This is a genomic window from Maledivibacter sp. (assembly GCA_025210375.1).
In the GTDB taxonomy this organism is placed as follows: Bacteria; Bacillota; Clostridia; order Peptostreptococcales; family Caminicellaceae; genus JAOASB01.
Genome location: JAOASB010000003.1, coordinates 46,062 through 66,227, shown reverse-complemented (window position 1 = coordinate 66,227; position 20,166 = coordinate 46,062). Strand labels below are relative to the sequence as shown.

Below are 20,166 nucleotides of genomic sequence, written 5' to 3'. Positions count from 1 at the left end.
CCTTATATATCACATATATTAATAACTTCTATATCTTCTACTTTGATGTCCTTCTTTATTATACCAATTATTGCAGCTAGTGTATCTAAGGACGTTAAACAGCATACCTTCTTTTCTACTGCCCTTCTTCTTATTTTAAAGCCATCGGTTCTAGAATTACGTCCCTTGGTTGGTATATTTACTACCAAATCTATTTCTCCATTATCGATTAGGTCTAAAAGACTGTGCTTATCTTCTCCAATCTTTGCAACCATGTTTGATTCAATTTCATTTTCCTTTAGAAAGCTTGCCGTCCCATGGGTTGCAAAGAACTGAAAGCCTAAGTCCTTTAAATCCTTAGCTATGGGTAGAAATTCAGCTTTATAATTATCAGAAATACTCATAATTATCTTTCCACCCCTAGGTATATTGATATTTGCCCCGATTAAGCCCTTATATAATGCCATGTCTAAATCATCACCTACACCTAAGACTTCACCCGTCGATTTCATCTCTGGCCCAAGGGCAATTTCGGTGTCAGGTAGCTTTTCCATGGAGAATACAGGTACCTTAACCGCCTTTATCTTCTTAGCCTTATTTAGCCCTGTTCCAAATCCTAAATCCTTTAACTTCTTTCCTAGCATTACCTTAGTTGCTAGACTTATCATTGGTATTCCCGTTACTTTACTTATATATGGTACAGTTCTAGACGCCCTAGGATTAACTTCTATAACATATAATTGTCCTTCATATAGAACGTATTGTATATTAATTAGCCCCTTGACCTCTAAAGCCCTTGCCAGATTATAAGTATATTCTATTATATTATTCTCAATCTTTTTACATATATTTTCTGCTGGATAAATTGATATACTGTCTCCCGAATGAACTCCTGCTCTTTCAAGGTGTTCCATGATACCTGGTATAAGTATGTCTTCCCCATCGCAGATTGCATCAACCTCTATTTCAAGTCCCATCATGTATTTATCTATAAGCACTGGATTTTTACTATCTCTTTTGAAGGTATCCCTTAGGTATTTTTCAAGTTCCTCTTCGTTGTAGGCAATTTCCATTCCCATACCGCCTAGAACATAACTTGGTCTAACCAATACTGGATATCCTAATGCTTCTGAGACCTTAAGACCTGCCTCTAAGGTCATTACACCCTTACCCTTAGGTCTTTTTATATCTAGCTTATCAAGGAGCTTCTCAAATTTTTCTCTATCCTCTGACTTATCAATACTCTCCGCTGAGGAGCCTAGGATATTTATACCCATTTCATCCAAAAAGTTTGCAAGCTTTATGGAGGTCTGTCCTCCATATTGGAGTATAACACCCATAGGCTTTTCCTTTTCTATGATATTGAGTACATCCTCCTCTGTAATGGGTTCAAAATATAGCTTATCTGACGTATCAAAATCCGTACTTACTGTTTCAGGGTTATTGTTGACAATAATGGATTCTATACCTTCCTCCTTAAGGGCTAGTACCCCGTGTACCGAGCAATAATCGAACTCTATTCCTTGACCAATTCTTATTGGCCCAGAACCTATTACCATAACCTTATCCTTTGTTGAAATCTCTACCTCATCAACGGTATCATAGGTAGAATAATAATAGGGTGAAGCCGCATCAAATTCTCCACCGCAGGTATCAACCATCTTATACACAGCTTCTATATTATATTTTTTTCTTAGATTATAGACTTCCATGCCGTTAGAACCTGTTAAATTTCCTATTCCCTTATCGGAGAAGCCTTTTTTCTTAAGTAACAGCATCTTTTCCTCATCAATATTATTTAAATCCTTATTTCTTATGGATTCCTCTAAATCTACTATATTTTTTATCTTGTGTAGATAAAACTTATCAATACCAGTTAGTAATGAGATGTCTACTATCTTAAGTCCTCGTCTGAACATTTCAGATATATAGAATAATCTTTCATCGTCACCCATTTGGATTTTACCTTTAAGCTCTTCCATTGATAGCCCATGTAAATCTTGATTATATAGACTATATTGCCCAATTTCTAAGGATCTTACACCCTTAAGCAAAGCCCCTTCAAAGCTATTTGATATGGCCATAACTTCTCCTGTTGCCATCATTTTTGTACCTAAAGCTCTATTTCCTGTCTTGAATTTATCGAAGGGCCATTTAGGTATTTTAACTACACAATAGTCTAATGTAGGCTCAAAGCATGCAAATGTCCTATCGGTAACGTCATTTTTTATCTCATCCAAGTTATATCCCATGGCTATTTTGGCAGCAACCTTAGCTATAGGATATCCCGTAGCCTTTGAAGCCAACGCAGAGGAACGACTAACCCTTGGATTTACTTCTATTACATGGTATTCAAAACTATTTGGATCTAAGGCAAATTGGACATTACATCCACCCTTTATATTCAAAGCATCTATTATCTTAATGGATGCATTTCTAAGCATTTGGTATTCCTTATCACTTAGGGTTTGGGAAGGAGCTACAACTATACTGTCCCCTGTATGAACCCCTACGGGATCGATGTTTTCCATATTACATACTGTTATGGCATTTCCCTTATTGTCCCTCATCATTTCGTACTCTATTTCCTTCCAGCCCTTAACACTTCTTTCCAGTAGAACCTGATTTACCATACTATACTTTAGTCCCTTAGAAGCTATTTCCTTTAGCTCATCCAGATTGTTTGCTATTCCACCGCCACTTCCTCCTAAAGTAAAGGCAGGTCTAACCACTAATGGAAACCCTATTACCTTGCTGTATTCTATTGCTTCATCCATGTTATTTACTATTTCACTCTCTATAACAGGCTCTCCTATGCGCTCCATAAGGTTCTTAAATTTTTCTCTATCCTCAGCTTCATCTATTGATTCTACGTCGGTACCCAGAAGCTTTAGCCCATATTTTTGTACTATACCTTTTTTATAAAGCTCTACCGCTAGATTTAAAGCGATCTGACCTCCCATACCAGCCACTATGCTATCGGGTTTTTCCTTGATTATGATCTTTTCAATAACTTCTACTGTCAAGGGCTCTATATATACGGCATCGGCTATTTCCTTGTCCGTCATTATTGTAGCCGGATTGCTGTTTATAAGTACAACCTTTATACCCTCTTCTTTCAACACTTTACAGGCCTGTGTTCCTGAATAATCAAATTCTGCAGCCTGCCCTATTATTATTGGACCTGATCCAATTACTAAAACCTTCTTTATATTCTCCATTATAGGCATAGATAATCTCCTCCCCTTTATAACATTTTTAAGAATTCTTCAAAAAGATAGGCCGTATCCTGGGGCCCCGGTGATGCTTCAGGATGGAACTGTACACTAAACAAGGGTAGTTTTCTATGTCTTATTCCCTCTATACTGCCATCGTTTAGGTTTATATGGGTTATCTCCATTTCTTCTTTATTTAAACTATCTTCCTCCACTACATAGCCATGATTCTGTGAGGTTATATACACTCTATCCTTTAATAAATCCTTGACCGGGTGGTTAGTTCCCCTATGACCATATTTGAGTCTTGTGGTTTTCCCACCAAGGGCTAGGGATATTAGTTGATGCCCTAGGCAAATACCAAAGATAGGCTTTTTGCCTATTAATTTCTTTATATTCTCTATTATTTCCGTAAGCTCCGCTGGATCTCCAGGGCCATTTGATAAAAATATTCCATCGGGATTGTTTTCAAGAATTGTCTCGGGAGAAGTACTAGCAGGATAAACGGTTAATTCAATGTTTCTTTTTATAAGAGAGTCTAGTATGTTTTTCTTTATACCAAAATCTAAGACAGCCACCTTAGGAAGTGTTGGCTTTAAGCTATAGGTGTACTCTGTAGTTACCCTATCCACAGCCCTGTGGTTATTAAACTCCTCTAAATCCTTGTTATCTATATTATTTTCCTTTTCACCGATTACTATTTTACCGGCCATAGTTCCTTTATCCCTTAAAAATTTCGTTAAAGCTCTGGTATCAACGGCTTTTAATCCCACTATCTTATTTTTAGAAAGATAGTCATTTAGGGTTTCAGTTCCCCGCCAATTTGAATAATCCTCATATATTTCCCTTACTATAAAGCCCTTTACCTTTGGACTAAAGGATTCGGCATCCTGGGCATTGACTCCATAGTTTCCTATCAATGGATATGTCATAACTACAATCTGCCCATAATAGGACGGATCTGTCAGTATCTCTTGATACCCAGTCATTCCTGTATTAAATACTACTTCTCCTAGGGTTTGCCTTTGGTATCCAAAGGTTTCTCCTTCAAATGTTGTTCCATCCTCAAATAACAGATATCCTTTCATCAAAACCCTCCTTAGATTTAATAAAACACAATGAAAATGAACTGCTTAAAAAGATATTGCTTTGTATATATAATTAACTGCATGTATAAATTTTCTAAATATACTAAAAAAGGCAGAATTTATTCCATATGAATAATTTCCACCCGTGAGGTTTAATCGTTGTATAATTAGTACAATATATGTATAATTAGTACAATATATGTATAATTATACATTGATAGCTAAAAAATTTTCAGCTTCTTTGCCCTTGGTGGCCTCACGGGACCAAACTTAAAGGTATATTTAGTTTTTTCCTTCTACCTATGCTATCATATAAAAATATTGATGTCAATAAAAAAATATATATTGAAGATTGTATATTTTTTCATAAAAACAACCTGAGAAAATCTCAGGTTCAGATTGTAGACAAAGTCTACAAGATGACAGGCTGCCTAAAAAGTTGAAGTTCGAGGGTTGCTGAAATCCAGAGGCCACGGCGTATATAGACATACGTAAGGGTTTTGGATTTCAGCAGCAACAAAGAAATTCGGATTTTTAGGCGGCCTGTGACCTGAGAAAATCTCAGGTTATTTTAATCCGCCAGCTGAATATCTATTTCCAGGGTTCCACAATAAATATTCTTTGACTCCATTATCTTCTAATGCCTTTATTTGTGCCTTAATCTGTTTTGGTCCATATTTTATGTGTCCCTTTACCCAAGTAGCGGTAAAGTCCTGTATCCATGGTCTGATTATTGCAGGTGTTTCAATGTTTTTATTTCTAAGCACAGCATCCCTTGCTCCAATGTCTATAGTTTTATATGGGTTTGCATCGGGTACTGACAAGCCGTATACCCCTGATCCATAATGACTTGGATACATCATTGGGGATACGTAATCAACCATATTGCTCACAGCTTCCCAATATTGTCCAATCCCCATATCATCAGCTACTGAACCGACTAATCCATAAATATCGGCTGAAATATATACATTAAGGGGAGAAAGATTCTCTCTAGCGTATTTTAAATACCTTTGAATAGTTAATGGCTTTGACTCTCCTAGCTCATTTCTATAGTCTAGATGCTTATCCAGCTTTCCGCCATTTGAAGCGGGAAATCTAACGTAATCAAATTGTATCTCATTAAAGCCTGCCTGAGCCGCTTCCTTTGATACTTCAATATTATATTCCCATAATTGCCTATCATGGGCTGACACCCAAATAATCCCATCCCTATTGGTATATGGTTTACCATTACTTTTATATACTATATCCCTATCTGGATTACTTTTAGCATATTTAGGATCCTTAAAGGAAACTATTCTAGCTATTGTATATATATTGTTATCCTTAAGCTTCTTCATAAATGCTTCTATATCCTTAATGGGTGCATTTTCATTGGCATGTGGAGAAAACTTTTCCGCTGCCTTTGTTGCAAAAAGCATATTCCCATTATCATCCTTAACATCAATAACAAAAGTGTTTATATTAGTTGTTTTTGCCAGTTCTATGAGCTGATCTAACTTTTTACCCGAAGCAGAATAAATTGTTACATATACTCCCTTAACTTCTACCCTGGGATTCTCTGGATATTCCATTTTTTCTTGAGGAGTCAAATCCAAATCCTTATAGGCTTCCCCTAGAAGCTCCATCCTATCATCCACAGTATACTGGGCAGAAATCCATCCTTCATTATTGTTCTCAGCATCATTAAATTCAATCTTTAGCCAAGTAACTTCTCCCGTTTCACCCATTTGCTTGTCCAAGATCTTTACAGGTGATCCCTTCATAACAGATCCAATAATCTTTGCCTTTGGGTCACTTTCAGCTCTAACGTTTAGTTTACTAGCACTTACATATACAATATTCTTTTCTTCCTTAACTTCCTGTTCTTCTTTACCAGGGTTATTTTCCCCTTCGTTATTTTGAGTTTCCTGTCCTTCTTCCTTGCCTTCTTCATCTCCCGTACCGTTTTCATTGCTATCTACTACTTCTACTTCTTCACCGCTCGAATTTTCTTTTTGTGAAGTAGGTACTTCTTCCTTACTACAACCTGCCATACTAATAGTAACTAGAATAATCACTGCCAAAACCACTATCGATATTCTTTTCTGCATTCTGCCACCCTTTCTTATATACTATAAAAATACCTATATCTTTGCTACATATATAAAATTATAACACGTTTACCCCTTACTTTACACGATGAGTTAATAAGAATTCTTTTCTATTTATTGTATAGAATTTTAGATTATGTCAAAGGTGTTATTCTATAACTATAACAGCTGTTTTACCTATATCTATCCAATCATATATAAACTTAGCATGGCTGGTATAATTTCTTACACATTTATGGGAACGTGGGGTAGAGCCTATGGTATAAAGGTACTCCTTTAAACCCGGATCTATTCTCTTTTTTTTCTTCTTAGCTTCTGTGTCCAAATTTTTATCTGCATCACCCGTTGTATCTGCCTCAATCTCTTCCTCTACTATCTTAAATTGTACTGGTACTCCATGAATATAAGCTCCCCCATTAAATCTTGTAGCATAGGGAGCGTATCCCGATACTTCTCTAGTTTCATCATCAAGGTACATAAATCTTTCCCTTGTTTGAATAGCCATATAATAACCTAGGGATGTCTCTTCTTTATGCTTAGCCTTTGCGCCAGTAGTTGCAAAAACATAGGATATGAGATTCCATTTGCCCTCTTTATATTCAAATACAGCTTCATTCTGATTTTTTCTATCTACTACAACGGCCTTTGTCAGCTCTTTGATTGAATGCCAAGAGGTTACATATTTTTTAGGAACCCAGTACTCACCTTCAAAATTAAGGGTTCTAACCTTGTAATATTTTTCGTTTTTATCTAATATGGTAACTAAGGTTCCATCGGAAATGTACCTAAATTCAGAACCAGTATTTGGCTCAAGATAAGCAGGAGCGGCTTGGTATCTTTTTACACCATATTTATCATCTATGGCACCATTATATAGTGGGGCTCTGCCATTTCTATCTTTATAGTTAGATATATATGCTGTACTACTATTATCGACCTCATTTTTCAAGGTGTTTATAGCCCCTTCCATTTTATCAAATTGGAATTTTCTTGGCTGACCTAGTGTCCCAAATACATATCCATATTGAATTTGATCTTTATTTTTCCAAAAAACCTTATACCATTTGTCACTATTACTTGTCTTCATATATTGCCCCTTTACTTCCTGGGCTAAATTTAGCTTCTCATATATAAAGGCCTTTTTTACTACCTTAGATTTCGTAGTTGGCTTTTCTCTAACATTTATATTGGATCTCAATACAAGGAGATAATCATAGCTTGTATGATATTTGTGATACTTTATATCTAAATTTATGCTTGTGGGCAATTCTGTATCAAATGTATTTAAAATATTAGGATCCTGCTCTGGCTCTTGTTGATTTACTTCATCGGGTTCTTTTTCTTCTGGCTTGTTCCCCTGATTTGCATTATCTCCGGGGATATCTACATTCTCAGTGTCCTTAGTATCTATATCTCCTATTGGTTGTTCTTGGGTTTCTTCTGATTCATTTTGCTTTTCTTCTTCTACCTCTTCCTGTGGCACTAATGTATCTTCTTCCGTCTTATGTTCTTCCTCGGCAATTTCCGTGAGGTCCTCATCTTCCTTCAAATCCGAGGCATTCACGTCTTCTTCGATATCTCCCCTATTACTTCCTTCATTATCTAATCTCTTATTTTCATCAATCAAATTTTTTGTTTCATTATCGGCAGGCAAAGTATTATCCGCATGGGTACTTTGGATCTCAGAACACCCAGACATAAGTAGTGCTATAACAATTAATGCAAACATTGTTTTTTTCATAAAATCTTCTCCCTTTTATAAATTGATACCTATACAGTGCTTTTATTAATTTTGTATAAGTCCATATATACTTTATACTTACATATTAACTCATATTAAGTATAAAGTGGTTAAAAAGAATTTACAATGATTTTATTATAATTCTTTACTCATTATTCCACTCCAAGGGGGTTCTCCTATTCTAGATATTGAAATAGGGCATCTCAGAATGATAAATTTCTTTGTCATTTGATATTCCACCGACTTGGCACGTACATTAGTACCATCCAAATGGGTAAAATTTCAAAATCTGAAGCTTCATTTATTCTGAAACACCCTAAGTCTGTCCTCAAAGAACTGTCCTTCAACATATATCCCTAAAATATCCACAGGACCATATCCCATTATAGATAAAGTCTATAATGTTAATTGAGCAAATTGCATAATTAAATTCTATAATATCCAGCTACAAAATAGCTCCTTGGTATATTGTAATTCTTTTCGGGTTTTTCTAATATCCATCCACCGGGAATACCTACCTGATGAATCATAAGTTCAAAATATAACATTGCTATTCCTGCTTCAATTTTTGCTGTTCTTTCCGTAATTTTTTCATCCTTGCTAACAGCCAAAACAATCCTCTCTCCATCTATTATAAACTTCCAAGGTTGTCTATTCCCCCATGAAGGTGCTAATCTCATGTAATAAAACACCTCAGCCATACCCCTATTTTCTAAATCATCAATTGTTGCTTTTTTACCCCAATCCTTAATATATGCCATGTCTTCGATGGAGATTCTCTCACTTACAGGGGCATCTGCATATTTAATATCTATATTTGGATATCCATACTGGGTTAATGGGGATACACTTTTTCCCTTGACATCATACATGCCTGCAACCTTTGATCCCTTTTTAGGATAGCCAATCGCCAATAGTCCTATGATATCCCTATCTTCTTGGATATCCAAAATATCCTTTACCTTGCTTATATTTTCAGAAACCTCTATCCAGCATGAGCCGAGTCCCAGATCAGTAGCCCTTAAAATAAGCTCCTCACCTAGATAACCTGCATTCTCTAGATATCCGTCTTCAACCTCTGAAGTGATATAAATATAATGGGGTGCCTTAATAAACTTTCCAAAATATCCCACAAGACCATCTAGCTTTTCGAAGGCTTCCTTTCCATTGTCCATGAAGCCAAAATCCATTTTTATATCTTTCTTTAAGGCTCTATTCCTATTCAAATCATCCAACAGCTGATTTATAACACCTGTATCTATTTTTTTGTCCTTATATTCCCTTACCGATCTTGTATCCTTGATCACTTTATTTACCTTCATAATTAAGCCTCCTAAATTCTTATTTCTGTATTTAATATATACACTATAGATATTCCAGTTAAACAATTAATTTATACACATCAAAAATCCCTAGAATCATCGGATATTTTGAGATGTATAAATTAAGTTTAACTTTGGGAAATCTATATAGATATTCCAGTTAAACAATTAATTTATACATGTACAAATACTCAGTGTTTGTGGGAGTTTTGGACATGTATAAATTAGAGTTTTGACTGGAATCTCTATATATTATTGTTATATTAAAACTTTATTTTATGAATTTTATAAGAATTTAGGATAGGTTTATACTATTATTCTTCAACCATATTAGTTAGGGTTCCTATTTTTTCAATATAACACTCTACCTTATCCCCAGGTCTTAGATACTTACATGGGTTAAATCCTAAACCAACTCCTGCTGGAGTACCAGTAATGATTATATCTCCAGCCCTTAACCCCATTCCCTTGGATAAATCACTAATTATATATGGTATGTCAAATATTAAGTTCTTTGTATTAGAATTTTGTCGAATCTCATTATTTACTTTACAGGTAATATCAAGTTCTATTGGGAATGGAATTAAAGTTTTGTGGGCAATATATGGTCCCATTGGACAATGGGTTTTAAGGCTTTTCCCTTTAAACCATTGTCCATGCTTCATTTGAACATCTCTAGCCGATACATCATTTACAATAGTGTATCCAAATATATGCTCCTCAGCTTCTTGGGCCTTTATATTAATACCATCTTTTCCAATAATAACAGCAAGTTCAACCTCATAATCAACCATATCCGTTATCTCACTATGGTTTAAGATAATATCTCCATCACTTATTGCGGGAGCTGCAATTTTTGAAAAATAAATCGGGGACTTTGGTATGTCATCGGTACCGCCCGGGATTCCCCTAGTCTCCTTAGCATGATCTATATAGTTTTTACCGAGACAAATAATATTTCTTCTTGGATAGGGTATAGGAGCAGAAAGCTTTACATCTTCTTCTGGTATTCCTTTAAGTTTTCCGTCATTGAGTACTCCCTTTATATCTTTTATCAAATTATCAGCTGCAATGTCAATGAAATCATTCATTGTTTCAGGACAATTCATATCTATGTATTTAAATACTTCTTTCATAGGAAAAATTCTTTTCTGCTGTTTTAAAACAATCCCTATTTCCTCTGTATTATCATGTATATAGGTTATAAAATACATATCCATTCTCCCTTTCATAATTAATAAATTATATTTAAAATTTCTATATAATTTTTCTAAATCCTTTAACATTTATGAATAAATTAATTGCTTTTCATTAAGTCTACAAAGAATTTTCTCAAAACATATATTAGAAGAAAGATTGAACTACATCACTATTTGTTCAAAAAACTATCTTTACACCTCAAATTTTTTTATAAAAAATATTTTAAATAAAAAACTTGTGTTCTGATTTTTATTCAAACACAAGTCTACCTATTGATTATAGTAAAAGACAAAATATAAATTCAATTTCGTTACTGATCTATTATTTGCTCCTCACCATCATCTATCTTTATGTTGTTTTTCTTTCGTGTGCTTACAGGAATATCTTTGTCGATTGCGTATTGATGAGACCAATTACTCAGTCCTTTCAAAACATCTGATAATTGATAGCCGTATTCTGTTAGAGTATATTCAACACGAGGTGGCATTTCAGCATATATCTTTCTTGAGATGATATCTTTGTTTTCAAGTTCCCGCAGCTGCTGTGTAAGGGTTTTTTGGGAAATGTTTGGTATTTTCCGTGCAAAATCAGAAAACCTCTTGGTTCCATCTAAAAGATACCAAATAATTCTCATCTTCCATTTACCACCAAGTATATCTATAGCAAGCTGAAGAGAACATCTATACTCATTTTGAAGTTTTCCCATCACATTCACCTCTGTATATTTATTATTTATTATATAACAACTAAAAAATTTGTCAATATTCAGAGTGTATTGTATGATGTGGCGAAAAACAACAGGTAAGAACAAGCTTTATATCATTATCGACCATATTTGTTATTTATAGCTCCTATATCAGCCCTTGTCACAATTATGCCCCATAGATTTAAGTCCTTGATTAAAAGGAGAATGCTCAATTTCTCCTTTTTAAAATCCTCAATAGCTATTATAAATCAAATCCTTCACATATAATCATTTCCTTATCCTGTTTTATATTATTACCTATGGTTGTCAAATAATTTCCTGTTAATGCACCGTTTACTCCTGCCTTAAATCCTATATTCTGCTTTTCCTTCAAAGCCATTCTTCCCCCAGCATATCTTATATAGCAGTCTGGAATGATATATCTATATAGTGCCATCGTCTTCAAAATTTCATTAGGTGCCAATAGCTCTGTATCCTCTAATGGTGTTCCCTTAATAGGACTAAGTACATTTAAAGGCACGGATTTTACCCCTAGATCCTTTATTTCAAATGCCATCTTTATCCTATCCTCTTTAGTTTCGCCCATTCCTAAGATACCACCACAACAAATCTCAAGACCAGAGTTCATTACAGCTTCTATAGTGTCTATTCTATCTTCATAGGTATGGGTGGTGCATATATCACTATAATAATCCTTACAGGCTTCCACATTATGATGATACATTTGGACTCCAGCTTCCTTTAATCTTATAGCCTGATCATAGTCTATTATGCCATGGGAAGCGCATAGCTTTAGATTAGTATCTCTACTAAGTTTCTGGTATATTTCTACGATTGCTTCAAAATCTTTATTTTGCATTCCCCTTCCACTAGTTACCAGGGAAAATCTATGAACCCCTGCTTCTTCCATTTCCTTTGCTCTTTCTAAAATTTTATCATAGTCTAAAAGCTCATACTCATCTACGCCAGTTTTATAATGGGAAGATTGCGCACAAAACTTGCAATCCTCGGAGCATTTTCCAGATCTTGTATTCATTATGGTGCATAGGTCAGCCTTCTTGCCAACAAACCTTTTTCTTATTGCATTTGCCCCTTGAAATAAGGACTCTAAGGATTCCATATCGTCTTCATTTATATTTATTAGTTTTAGTGCTTCTTCAGTTTTAATTTTTCCACCCTTTAGTATCCTATCTGTGATATCCATTATTAGTTTTCTCATATGGAATATAACTCCTTTTCAAATTTGGTCTATTATCCATCACTTTTAAGCTATTTAATAAATCCTGCTCTTCTAATAGCTGGTATAACAAATATGGATGTAAATGCAACTATACCTACCTTGATCAAATCCTGTATTATAAATGGATAAAGACCAGCCTTCATTGCAGCTTCAAATGACATTGCATTGCCTAAGTAAAAATTAACTATTCCATATAAATATGGAACTCCGACTGCATAAACGACAAAAAGTCCTATTGCTCCTGCGGTAAAAATCTTAAAAAACCCTATAACCCCTTTAATCTCACTAATATTTTCAGTTATCTTTCCAATAATAGCAGCACATAAAATAAATCCTATGAGGTAACCAAATGTAGGTTTTAGTATATAGAAAAATCCTCCCGTACCCCCTGCAAATACAGGAAGTCCTATTAATCCCATTAAAATATAAACTACCTGTGATAAAAAACCTAATCTTGCTCCTAAAAATACTCCTGCGTACATACAGAATAAAATTTGTAGTGTAAACGGAACTGGCTGTGTGGGAATAACTAAATAGGCTCCTATGGCAGTAAGTGCTGCAAATAAAGCTACTAGAATCATATCACGTGTACTTAATTTCATAGTCAGTCTCCCTTCATTTATGTATTACATATATATAGTAACTTAAGGAACTCGCATTGTCAACTACCAACGTTTACTTTGTTGACATTTGAAGTTTGCAATCTCTTCCCTTTGACACCCTCAGTATTATAAAGAAAGGGTATTTTATCACACACTGTCAATTTTACAGCTTTATTACAACCAATTTACATCTTTATTAATATACTGTACTTTTTGTGACTTTGTCTTATAATTATATTATTCCAAAATTTTAGATTGGAGGAATGATTTATGCTAAATATTAAGGAAGCCGGTAGGTATGCAAATTTTTTACAGAAAACAATTGATAGGTTGAGTAATTATTTGGATAGTGAAACTTTAATTTATGATATAAAAGAAGAGCATTTGAAAAGCAAGGTTTTGAAAAGTGAGGAAGATGAAGTAAAGTTAATTGAACAAAAAAGTGATTTGGATATCGGTATTGAGGATATTATTTATTTAATCAATTCTTTAACAAATAAAAAGATGGAGCTTTCAATGGCTATAAACAAGGCTAAATCTACTATACTGGTTGACTGGGTAGAAAACTCTGAGAAGCTTCCATTAGATACTGCCATTGAATATAGTAAAAACCTTCGCAGCTTTGCATTATATAGCCTAGAAAACCTTACTCAAAATAGAAGTGAGGAATACATAAGAGATGGAATTGGATATCTTATAAACAACGAAGGTAATCAAAGTCAGTATAACTATGAGGTTAAGGTTCTTAAAAAAATAAATTATGACAGGAATATAGTAAAGGGACTTTACAAAAAAGTACTTAATAAGGCGGATCTTCTATCGGAAGCAATAGATAACGTAATGCTTCAAAAGGTCGTAGATTTCCAGATGGAATACAATATCCATGATTCCTTGGAGGACATAGTAGAGGCCTTTAAAAGAAATAATAAAAATAGTTAGCAAAGAGGTATAGTCCCCTTTGCTAACCTAAAAATCCATATTTAAGCTGAAACATACTGGAGCTTGATTATTTAAAAGTGTGGATTGGTTCGGTAGCAGAACTATGGAGCTACAAAATATCAAAGATGATCTAGCTAAAGAGCTTAAGTTGAAAATATGAGATTATTTGTTCATCTGTCATCTATAGCCAATGGCTTCGATATTCGTTATGCATCATCCATAGATCATAAAGCCCACTATTTCACTTATTCAATACTCCAATAATTCACCAAAATAAATGGTTAATAAAAGATAAATAATCCCGTTTTAGATTTTTAAGCCTCGGTTTTTTTCAGCTTTAATATGGATTTTTAGGTATAGAGGAAATTGCATAACTCTTACTTGGCTAAACCTAATATGCGAATATCATCCTTAATTTGAATATTTAAGATATGGCATATTTGGTGGTATAGCTTTAGTGATTTTAAAACTACATGTAGTAGATGATTCTTATAGAAAGTAATTATGTAATTTGCTCTATAGATATTATAGTCAAAATCTTGATTTATACATATCAAAGTTCCCCAGAAACATGGTATATTTCCATATGTATAAATTGAGGTTCATCCTAAACTCTATGTATATGTTTTAATAATAAAGGATTCCTCTATAATTAAAGGAATCCTTTTTTGTAAACAAATTATGCTATTTTTCCATAGGCATATCGAAATCTCCGCCCCACTCATATATTGAAGCTTCATAATTTCTAACTTTATCAAAGCCAACGGCTCTGAGGATCATGGATGTATATCCAGATCTTATACCCATAGTTCAGTATACTGTAAAGTCATCTTTAGGCCCTACTCCCATATCAGCCATAATAGTCTTAATTTCATCTGGAGATTTTGGAGTACCATCTTTATTTAAAATATCTGTCCATAGCATATGCTCAGATCCTTTAATATGTCCTCCCCTTGGCTCTCCTACTTTTTGAGATCCCTTAAATTCCCCTTCTGTTCTAACATCTATTAAGACTTGCTTTCCTAGATTTTCATATATATACTCTTTTGTTGCACTATAGCTCTCATCATAGTCTTTAAGAACTACACCTGAAGTCGGAATTGGTTTTGATACTTCGTTAGTTGTTTCATAACCTAGCTCTTTCCAATAGGAAAGTCCTCCAACTAATAGCTTCACATTATCCATACCAGCTTGCTTTAACTGCCAAATAGCCCGTCCATCAGCTCCCGGTCCCTTGAATACATCTGAATAAAATACTACCGTTTTATCATTATCTATACCTAATGCTTCAAGTCTTGACTTTAATTCCTGTTTTTTTACAAGGGTTCCCCATCCTGGATCCCCTGGTTTCCCTGTTTTATCTGAGAATGTATGAAGCCCTATGCTCACAGCTCCAGGAATATGTTGCTTATTGTAAATATCAGGCTTATTGCAATCAAGAAGTACTAATTCTTCACTTCCCAATAAATCCTTTAATTCATTAGGCGTTATTAAAAATTCATTATTTACATAAATCGACGCATCAAAATCTTCTTTTTTTACTGTCGAGTTTTCTTTAGCACATCCAGCTAAAAAAGTAATAATCAAAATACTCATCAGCAAAAAAATTTTCCCTTTAGATTTCAATTCTAATTCCCTCCTTATCTTTTTTTGTCATCCCAAATTTTCTTAATTAGTGCTATTAATATACTTAATGAAAATAAGCATAATAATCCAAATACAAAAGTCCTTGTAGTTCCTGTAAGCATACCTCCTATATATGAATAAATAATTGTAGCAGGAAGTTGTCCCAGTCCTGTAGCTATAAAGAATGACCAAAAACTCATAGATGTAAGCCCTGCTGCATAGCTTACAATATCGAATGATATGAAGGGTAGTAATCTTGCAATTAAAATCGCGTATTTACCATATTTTTCAAAAAATCCATCTACACTCTTTAATGCTGTTCTAGATGTAAGCTTTTCTACTGCATTTCTTCCTAAAAATCTGGCTATATAAAAACAAATTGCAGCTCCCGCCATGGCACTAGACCAAGAAAGAATAGCTCCTTTAATCCATCCAAATAATCCTGCATTAGCAAAGGTAATAATGAATGCAGGAAGGGGTGCAGCAATTGATTGTAAAATCATGAGTAAGAAAGATACAATAGGCGCCCACATCCCAAATGACAATATATATTCTCTAGCCATGTCCACATTAACATTACTCAAAATAAATATAGCTTGATTTATATTTATTTTAACTGAAGGTATAAACAAGTACATACATATAATAGCTAAAATAATTAATATCTTTATTTTATTGTTTTTTATAAATTTCATTTGTTATTCCTCCCTATGCATTGATACTAAAAACGATATCATTTTATCCATGTTACTGTCTAATTAATTTTTTCTATACTTCAAGTATGTATCATATGTTTTTTTTATAGTAACCCCCACAAAAATTTTGCTATTTACTTTTATGCTATTGTACCAACTGTAAAAGCCTATGTACCATCGTATTATTTTAATAAATCCAGGGGTTCTCTAATATAGGGTCTTATGCCATATTTTTCTTCGTATTCCCTTAGAATTTTACCCATATTTTTCTTAGAAATCCTCATATTATCTACCAGCTCCCTAGGTACTCCTTGACTAAATGGACATGTAGATAGACACACACCGCAGTCAGTTCCTATACGTCTCCACATGACATAGCAATTTTCTTGATTTATTTGCCATCTAAGCTCCCCATCAATTTCTTCCATGTCTCCAGTGGGTATGGCTTTACCTGGACAGGTTTTAGAACATTTATTACATACCTTACAGAATTCCTTAATCCCGAAATCCTCTCTTTCATCTGGTATAAGGGGCATGTCCGTAGTAACTACACCAAGTCTCACCCTTTGTCCATATTCCTTTGTAATTAGTAATCCATTTCTTCCTATCTCCCCAAGACCAGCATCCTGAGCGACAAGTGGCGCAACTACCATGTAATTACCATCCATATGATTTCTTGCTTCGTATCCCAGCTCCCTAATATAATAGCTAATCCACATACCTATTATTGCCCCATCAATATACCCCTTTGTCACAGCTATAACCTCTTCACATTGTGGGGCCCTGTTTATCATATCCTTATCCATTTCTACAGCAAAAACTATTCCGTATTTATGAAATTTATCTATTTTCTCTCCGTAGCTTTCTGGATTTCTTCCCCTATAGCTATAATAATGATGCTCTTTAAGCTTTGCTATTCCTACTAGTTTTGCTCCAAAATATCTTGAAAATTTCTTTATCTTTTTGGTTATTTCCTCAGCTTCAACCTCAACTCTATTTTTATTTACTTCACCTTCTACATATTTTTTTATATCCGATAAAAATCTAAATCCAGCATCTGCAAGGGGTGAATGAAGAGAATGAAAGGTGGCTGTTCCTTCTCCACATATACTTGGTAGGGTTCTAAGTTCATCATCAATTTCCTTTTTATCGGGATTTCTTTTATAGTAATCTTCGTATTCCTTGGAGCCTTTTTGATAGGTCATCCTTGCAAACATCGTATCTCTTTCATCTATCCTCTTCATAGCAATCATCCTTCTTAATTTTTCTTTAGTGTATAGGGTTTTATAGTATAGCTTAATTTATAAATGGAGAAATATGAGATGCTTTCGGGCATTTTGGACGTGTATAAGTTAGAATTTATGCTGAAATAATAAATACTTATATACTTTTTAGAAAAATTCATCAATATTTAAAGCAGTATTACTATATATTATATCATTATTTAAATTTAATCTACATGGTTGTATTTGTCATAAATAACTGGGAAATAGGAAAGAAATATGGGATTCATGTGCATAGGATGTACTCCTAAAACCTTAACTATTCTTTCCTGAATATAGTTTTCATTAGGCTCTACATTTTTGCTTCCCCTATTACCTCCAAGTTTCGCTAATTTTATACTGTTTTCTATCCATAGACTTCCAAAGCCCCATAGGTTATTGGGAAACTCCATTTTCTCATTTTTTCTCATTGCACCTTTAATAAGATATTCTTTTACTTTATCTCCGTACAGTTGGGTATCGTTTCCCATTACTATACCCCATTGCATTAATAGTGCTGCTGCACCAGCCACATATGCTGTTGATATTCCGGTACCAATTAAATTACGATTATCTATCTTAGCAAGGGGATTTATTATATTGCCATAAGGGGCAACTAATTCCGGCTTAATAATTTGTTCTGGCTCTGAATTCCCTTTGCCAGAAAAATTACAAACACTATTGGTCAAAGGATCATAGCTCCCTACAGTTATCACCTTTGATGCCGTTCCGGGAACTCTTATGGTACGGCTGAAATCACTTTTTAAAAATCTAGTTTCTTCTTGGTCTATTTCCGTCATGGGAATCCAAATATCTAGGCTTCCATCCACAATGTTTTTACCATGAATTTTTAAGCTCCATATCCCCTCCTTAATTGTGTCATTTTTAGGCAAGATTAAAATAAAAGCCTGTTGGTTCCTATCGTCTTTATTGGGTTCATTCAAGCATATATAGCACTCCATAGTATCTATATCAATCCTATAAAGCTCTTTGTCCACATCTATTTTCCCCGTTGTATATCCATGGGGAGATATCAATTCAAAATCAAATACATCATAGAAATTTTTCCATACTTCCAACGTTATTATTCTTTCTTCTCTGCCCACTTGTATTTTTATTTCAGTATCTTTATTTCCCTGTACTCTTCCACCAAAATGATGGCCTGCATATCCCGTATTACCAGCAGCAACCACCATTGTTATCTTCCATTCCTCCAAAATTTCATTTATGCAGCTTTCAAATAATGAATTACCATCACCACATCCTTCATCGGTACCATAATTTCCATTTATGACTATAGGTTTATTTATGCTTTTAGCTTTATCTACTAAATATCTCATAGCCCTCATAAACTCTGTAGTTCTTGAAAATCCTTCTCCTCCCCTTGCTCCTAGCTTAACAATCATTAATTCGGATTTTGGAGCTACGCCCGAATAATTACCTCCATGGGACCTTCCATTTCCCGCTGCTATACCTGCTACACAAGTTCCATGACCCAATACATCAATATGGTGTATTACTGATGAATATTTATCTTCCTTTATATCCTTTAAGGCTCTATTTATTTCCTTTCTATTCCATTCCGTTCCCTTATTGAATCCCTTAGGGGACTGTCCCTCAACAACTGATTGATCCCATATGCATTCAATTCTTGTAGTCCCATCTTCATTTATAAAATCAGGATTGTTATACTCTATCCCGGAATCGATTATTCCAATCATTACTCCTTCTCCATTTAAATCCTTTATAGAGTATTTTTGAAGGGCATCTAAATCATATTTTCCCACTGTATTAATTGAACTAATAAGCCTCCTAGGCTTTTCAATATATTCTACCTCCTTGTATTGTGATAATAGATATATCTTTTCTTCCTCTATAGTAAATATGGCAAATTTTTTACTAATAATTTCTACCTGTGCATCCAATTCATTAGCTATTTTTTTTATATTTTTACCTTTATACTTCACTATTAGCTCCCAACTATCTGTAAGGGTTTCGAATCCGGTCTTTAAATATCCGCTTCTTTGTTTTCTTTCCTCAGGCAGCTTCAAAATTAAATCCAATGTCGTATCAATTTTATTGTTTGCCTTTTTCATAAATACTTTTTCCCCCTATATACTACAACTGAGCAAATTGCATAATCCCCCGTTCATTATGCAACTTAGCTAAGTTTAAATTATGCAATTCCCTCAACTAATTTATAATATTCCCATTTGATGAATAAAGTGTATAAAAATAAAAATTCAGTATAAATACATTTTATGTAACAATATTTTTTTATTTGGAACATATTGCTTTGTATTTCATATACTCATAGTAAAAGGAATAAAGTTGTCAGACTATTTATATGGGGCTTTCTTATATTTTTCAGGGTCTTAAAAAACACTTTATTACAAAATAGAATCCGGTAGCTCCCTGCATTATTGCTATAGCTACTTCCGATTCTATTTATATA

Annotated in this window: 15 protein-coding genes; 1 reads left to right on the top strand and 14 read right to left on the bottom strand. The window is 34.1% G+C overall.

Going from position 1 to position 20,166, the window contains the following annotated elements; translation table 11 throughout:
• Nucleotides 1-2: 2 nt before the first annotated feature.
• The 9 genes from carB to N4A68_00875 form a co-directional block, all read right to left on the bottom strand.
• Nucleotides 3-3,209: a carbamoyl-phosphate synthase large subunit gene (gene carB / locus N4A68_00915; GenBank protein MCT4562879.1), complete on the bottom strand. Its 3,207-nt coding sequence runs from the start codon at nt 3,207-3,209 to the stop codon at nt 3-5.
• A 17-nt stretch (nt 3,210-3,226) separates the two neighbouring features.
• Nucleotides 3,227-4,282 carry a carbamoyl phosphate synthase small subunit gene (locus tag N4A68_00910; GenBank protein MCT4562878.1) on the bottom strand — a complete coding sequence of 352 codons (1,056 nt, stop codon included), beginning with the start codon at nt 4,280-4,282 and terminating at the stop codon, nt 3,227-3,229.
• Between the two features lie 566 nt (nt 4,283-4,848).
• Nucleotides 4,849-6,378: an SH3 domain-containing protein gene (locus N4A68_00905; GenBank protein MCT4562877.1), complete on the bottom strand. Its 1,530-nt coding sequence runs from the start codon at nt 6,376-6,378 to the stop codon at nt 4,849-4,851.
• Between the two features lie 148 nt (nt 6,379-6,526).
• Nucleotides 6,527-8,119: a L,D-transpeptidase family protein gene (locus N4A68_00900; GenBank protein MCT4562876.1), complete on the bottom strand. Its 1,593-nt coding sequence runs from the start codon at nt 8,117-8,119 to the stop codon at nt 6,527-6,529.
• 425 nt (nt 8,120-8,544) lie between these two features.
• On the bottom strand, nt 8,545-9,441 hold the full coding sequence (locus tag N4A68_00895; GenBank protein MCT4562875.1) for a nitroreductase family protein: 897 nt from the start codon (nt 9,439-9,441) through the stop codon (nt 8,545-8,547).
• Nucleotides 9,442-9,755: 314 nt separating this feature from the next.
• Nucleotides 9,756-10,655: a fumarylacetoacetate hydrolase family protein gene (locus tag N4A68_00890; protein MCT4562874.1), complete on the bottom strand. Its 900-nt coding sequence runs from the start codon at nt 10,653-10,655 to the stop codon at nt 9,756-9,758.
• A 296-nt stretch (nt 10,656-10,951) separates the two neighbouring features.
• Nucleotides 10,952-11,347, bottom strand: a complete 396-nt coding sequence (locus N4A68_00885) for a helix-turn-helix transcriptional regulator (protein ID MCT4562873.1) — start codon at nt 11,345-11,347, stop codon at nt 10,952-10,954.
• Between the two features lie 241 nt (nt 11,348-11,588).
• Entirely contained in the window at nt 11,589-12,566 is a 978-nt protein-coding gene (bioB, locus tag N4A68_00880) for a biotin synthase BioB (GenBank protein MCT4562872.1), read from the bottom strand.
• A gap of 50 nt (nt 12,567-12,616) precedes the next feature.
• Nucleotides 12,617-13,189: a biotin transporter BioY gene (locus tag N4A68_00875; protein MCT4562871.1), complete on the bottom strand. Its 573-nt coding sequence runs from the start codon at nt 13,187-13,189 to the stop codon at nt 12,617-12,619.
• A 270-nt stretch (nt 13,190-13,459) separates the two neighbouring features.
• Between N4A68_00875 and N4A68_00870 the strand changes: the two genes are divergently transcribed.
• Nucleotides 13,460-14,128, top strand: a complete 669-nt coding sequence (locus tag N4A68_00870; protein ID MCT4562870.1) for a hypothetical protein — start codon at nt 13,460-13,462, stop codon at nt 14,126-14,128.
• A gap of 684 nt (nt 14,129-14,812) precedes the next feature.
• Here the strand turns inward: N4A68_00870 and N4A68_00865 are convergent.
• The 5 genes from N4A68_00865 to N4A68_00845 all read right to left on the bottom strand — a co-directional run bounded on the left by N4A68_00865 (nt 14,813) and on the right by N4A68_00845 (nt 19,807).
• Complete coding sequence (locus tag N4A68_00865; GenBank protein ID MCT4562869.1) at nt 14,813-14,935, bottom strand: hypothetical protein; 123 nt, start codon at nt 14,933-14,935, stop codon at nt 14,813-14,815.
• A gap of 3 nt (nt 14,936-14,938) precedes the next feature.
• On the bottom strand, nt 14,939-15,754 hold the full coding sequence (locus N4A68_00860) for a rhodanese-like domain-containing protein (protein ID MCT4562868.1): 816 nt from the start codon (nt 15,752-15,754) through the stop codon (nt 14,939-14,941).
• A gap of 14 nt (nt 15,755-15,768) precedes the next feature.
• The gene (locus N4A68_00855) at nt 15,769-16,449 is read right to left on the bottom strand and encodes a TVP38/TMEM64 family protein (GenBank protein MCT4562867.1); all 681 of its coding nucleotides are present in this window, start codon (nt 16,447-16,449) and stop codon (nt 15,769-15,771) included.
• A 182-nt stretch (nt 16,450-16,631) separates the two neighbouring features.
• Nucleotides 16,632-17,693: a 4Fe-4S dicluster domain-containing protein gene (locus N4A68_00850; GenBank protein ID MCT4562866.1), complete on the bottom strand. Its 1,062-nt coding sequence runs from the start codon at nt 17,691-17,693 to the stop codon at nt 16,632-16,634.
• Between the two features lie 206 nt (nt 17,694-17,899).
• Nucleotides 17,900-19,807, bottom strand: coding sequence for a S8 family serine peptidase (locus tag N4A68_00845; GenBank protein MCT4562865.1), 1,908 nt, complete (start codon nt 19,805-19,807; stop codon nt 17,900-17,902).
• Nucleotides 19,808-20,166 lie beyond the last annotated feature (359 nt).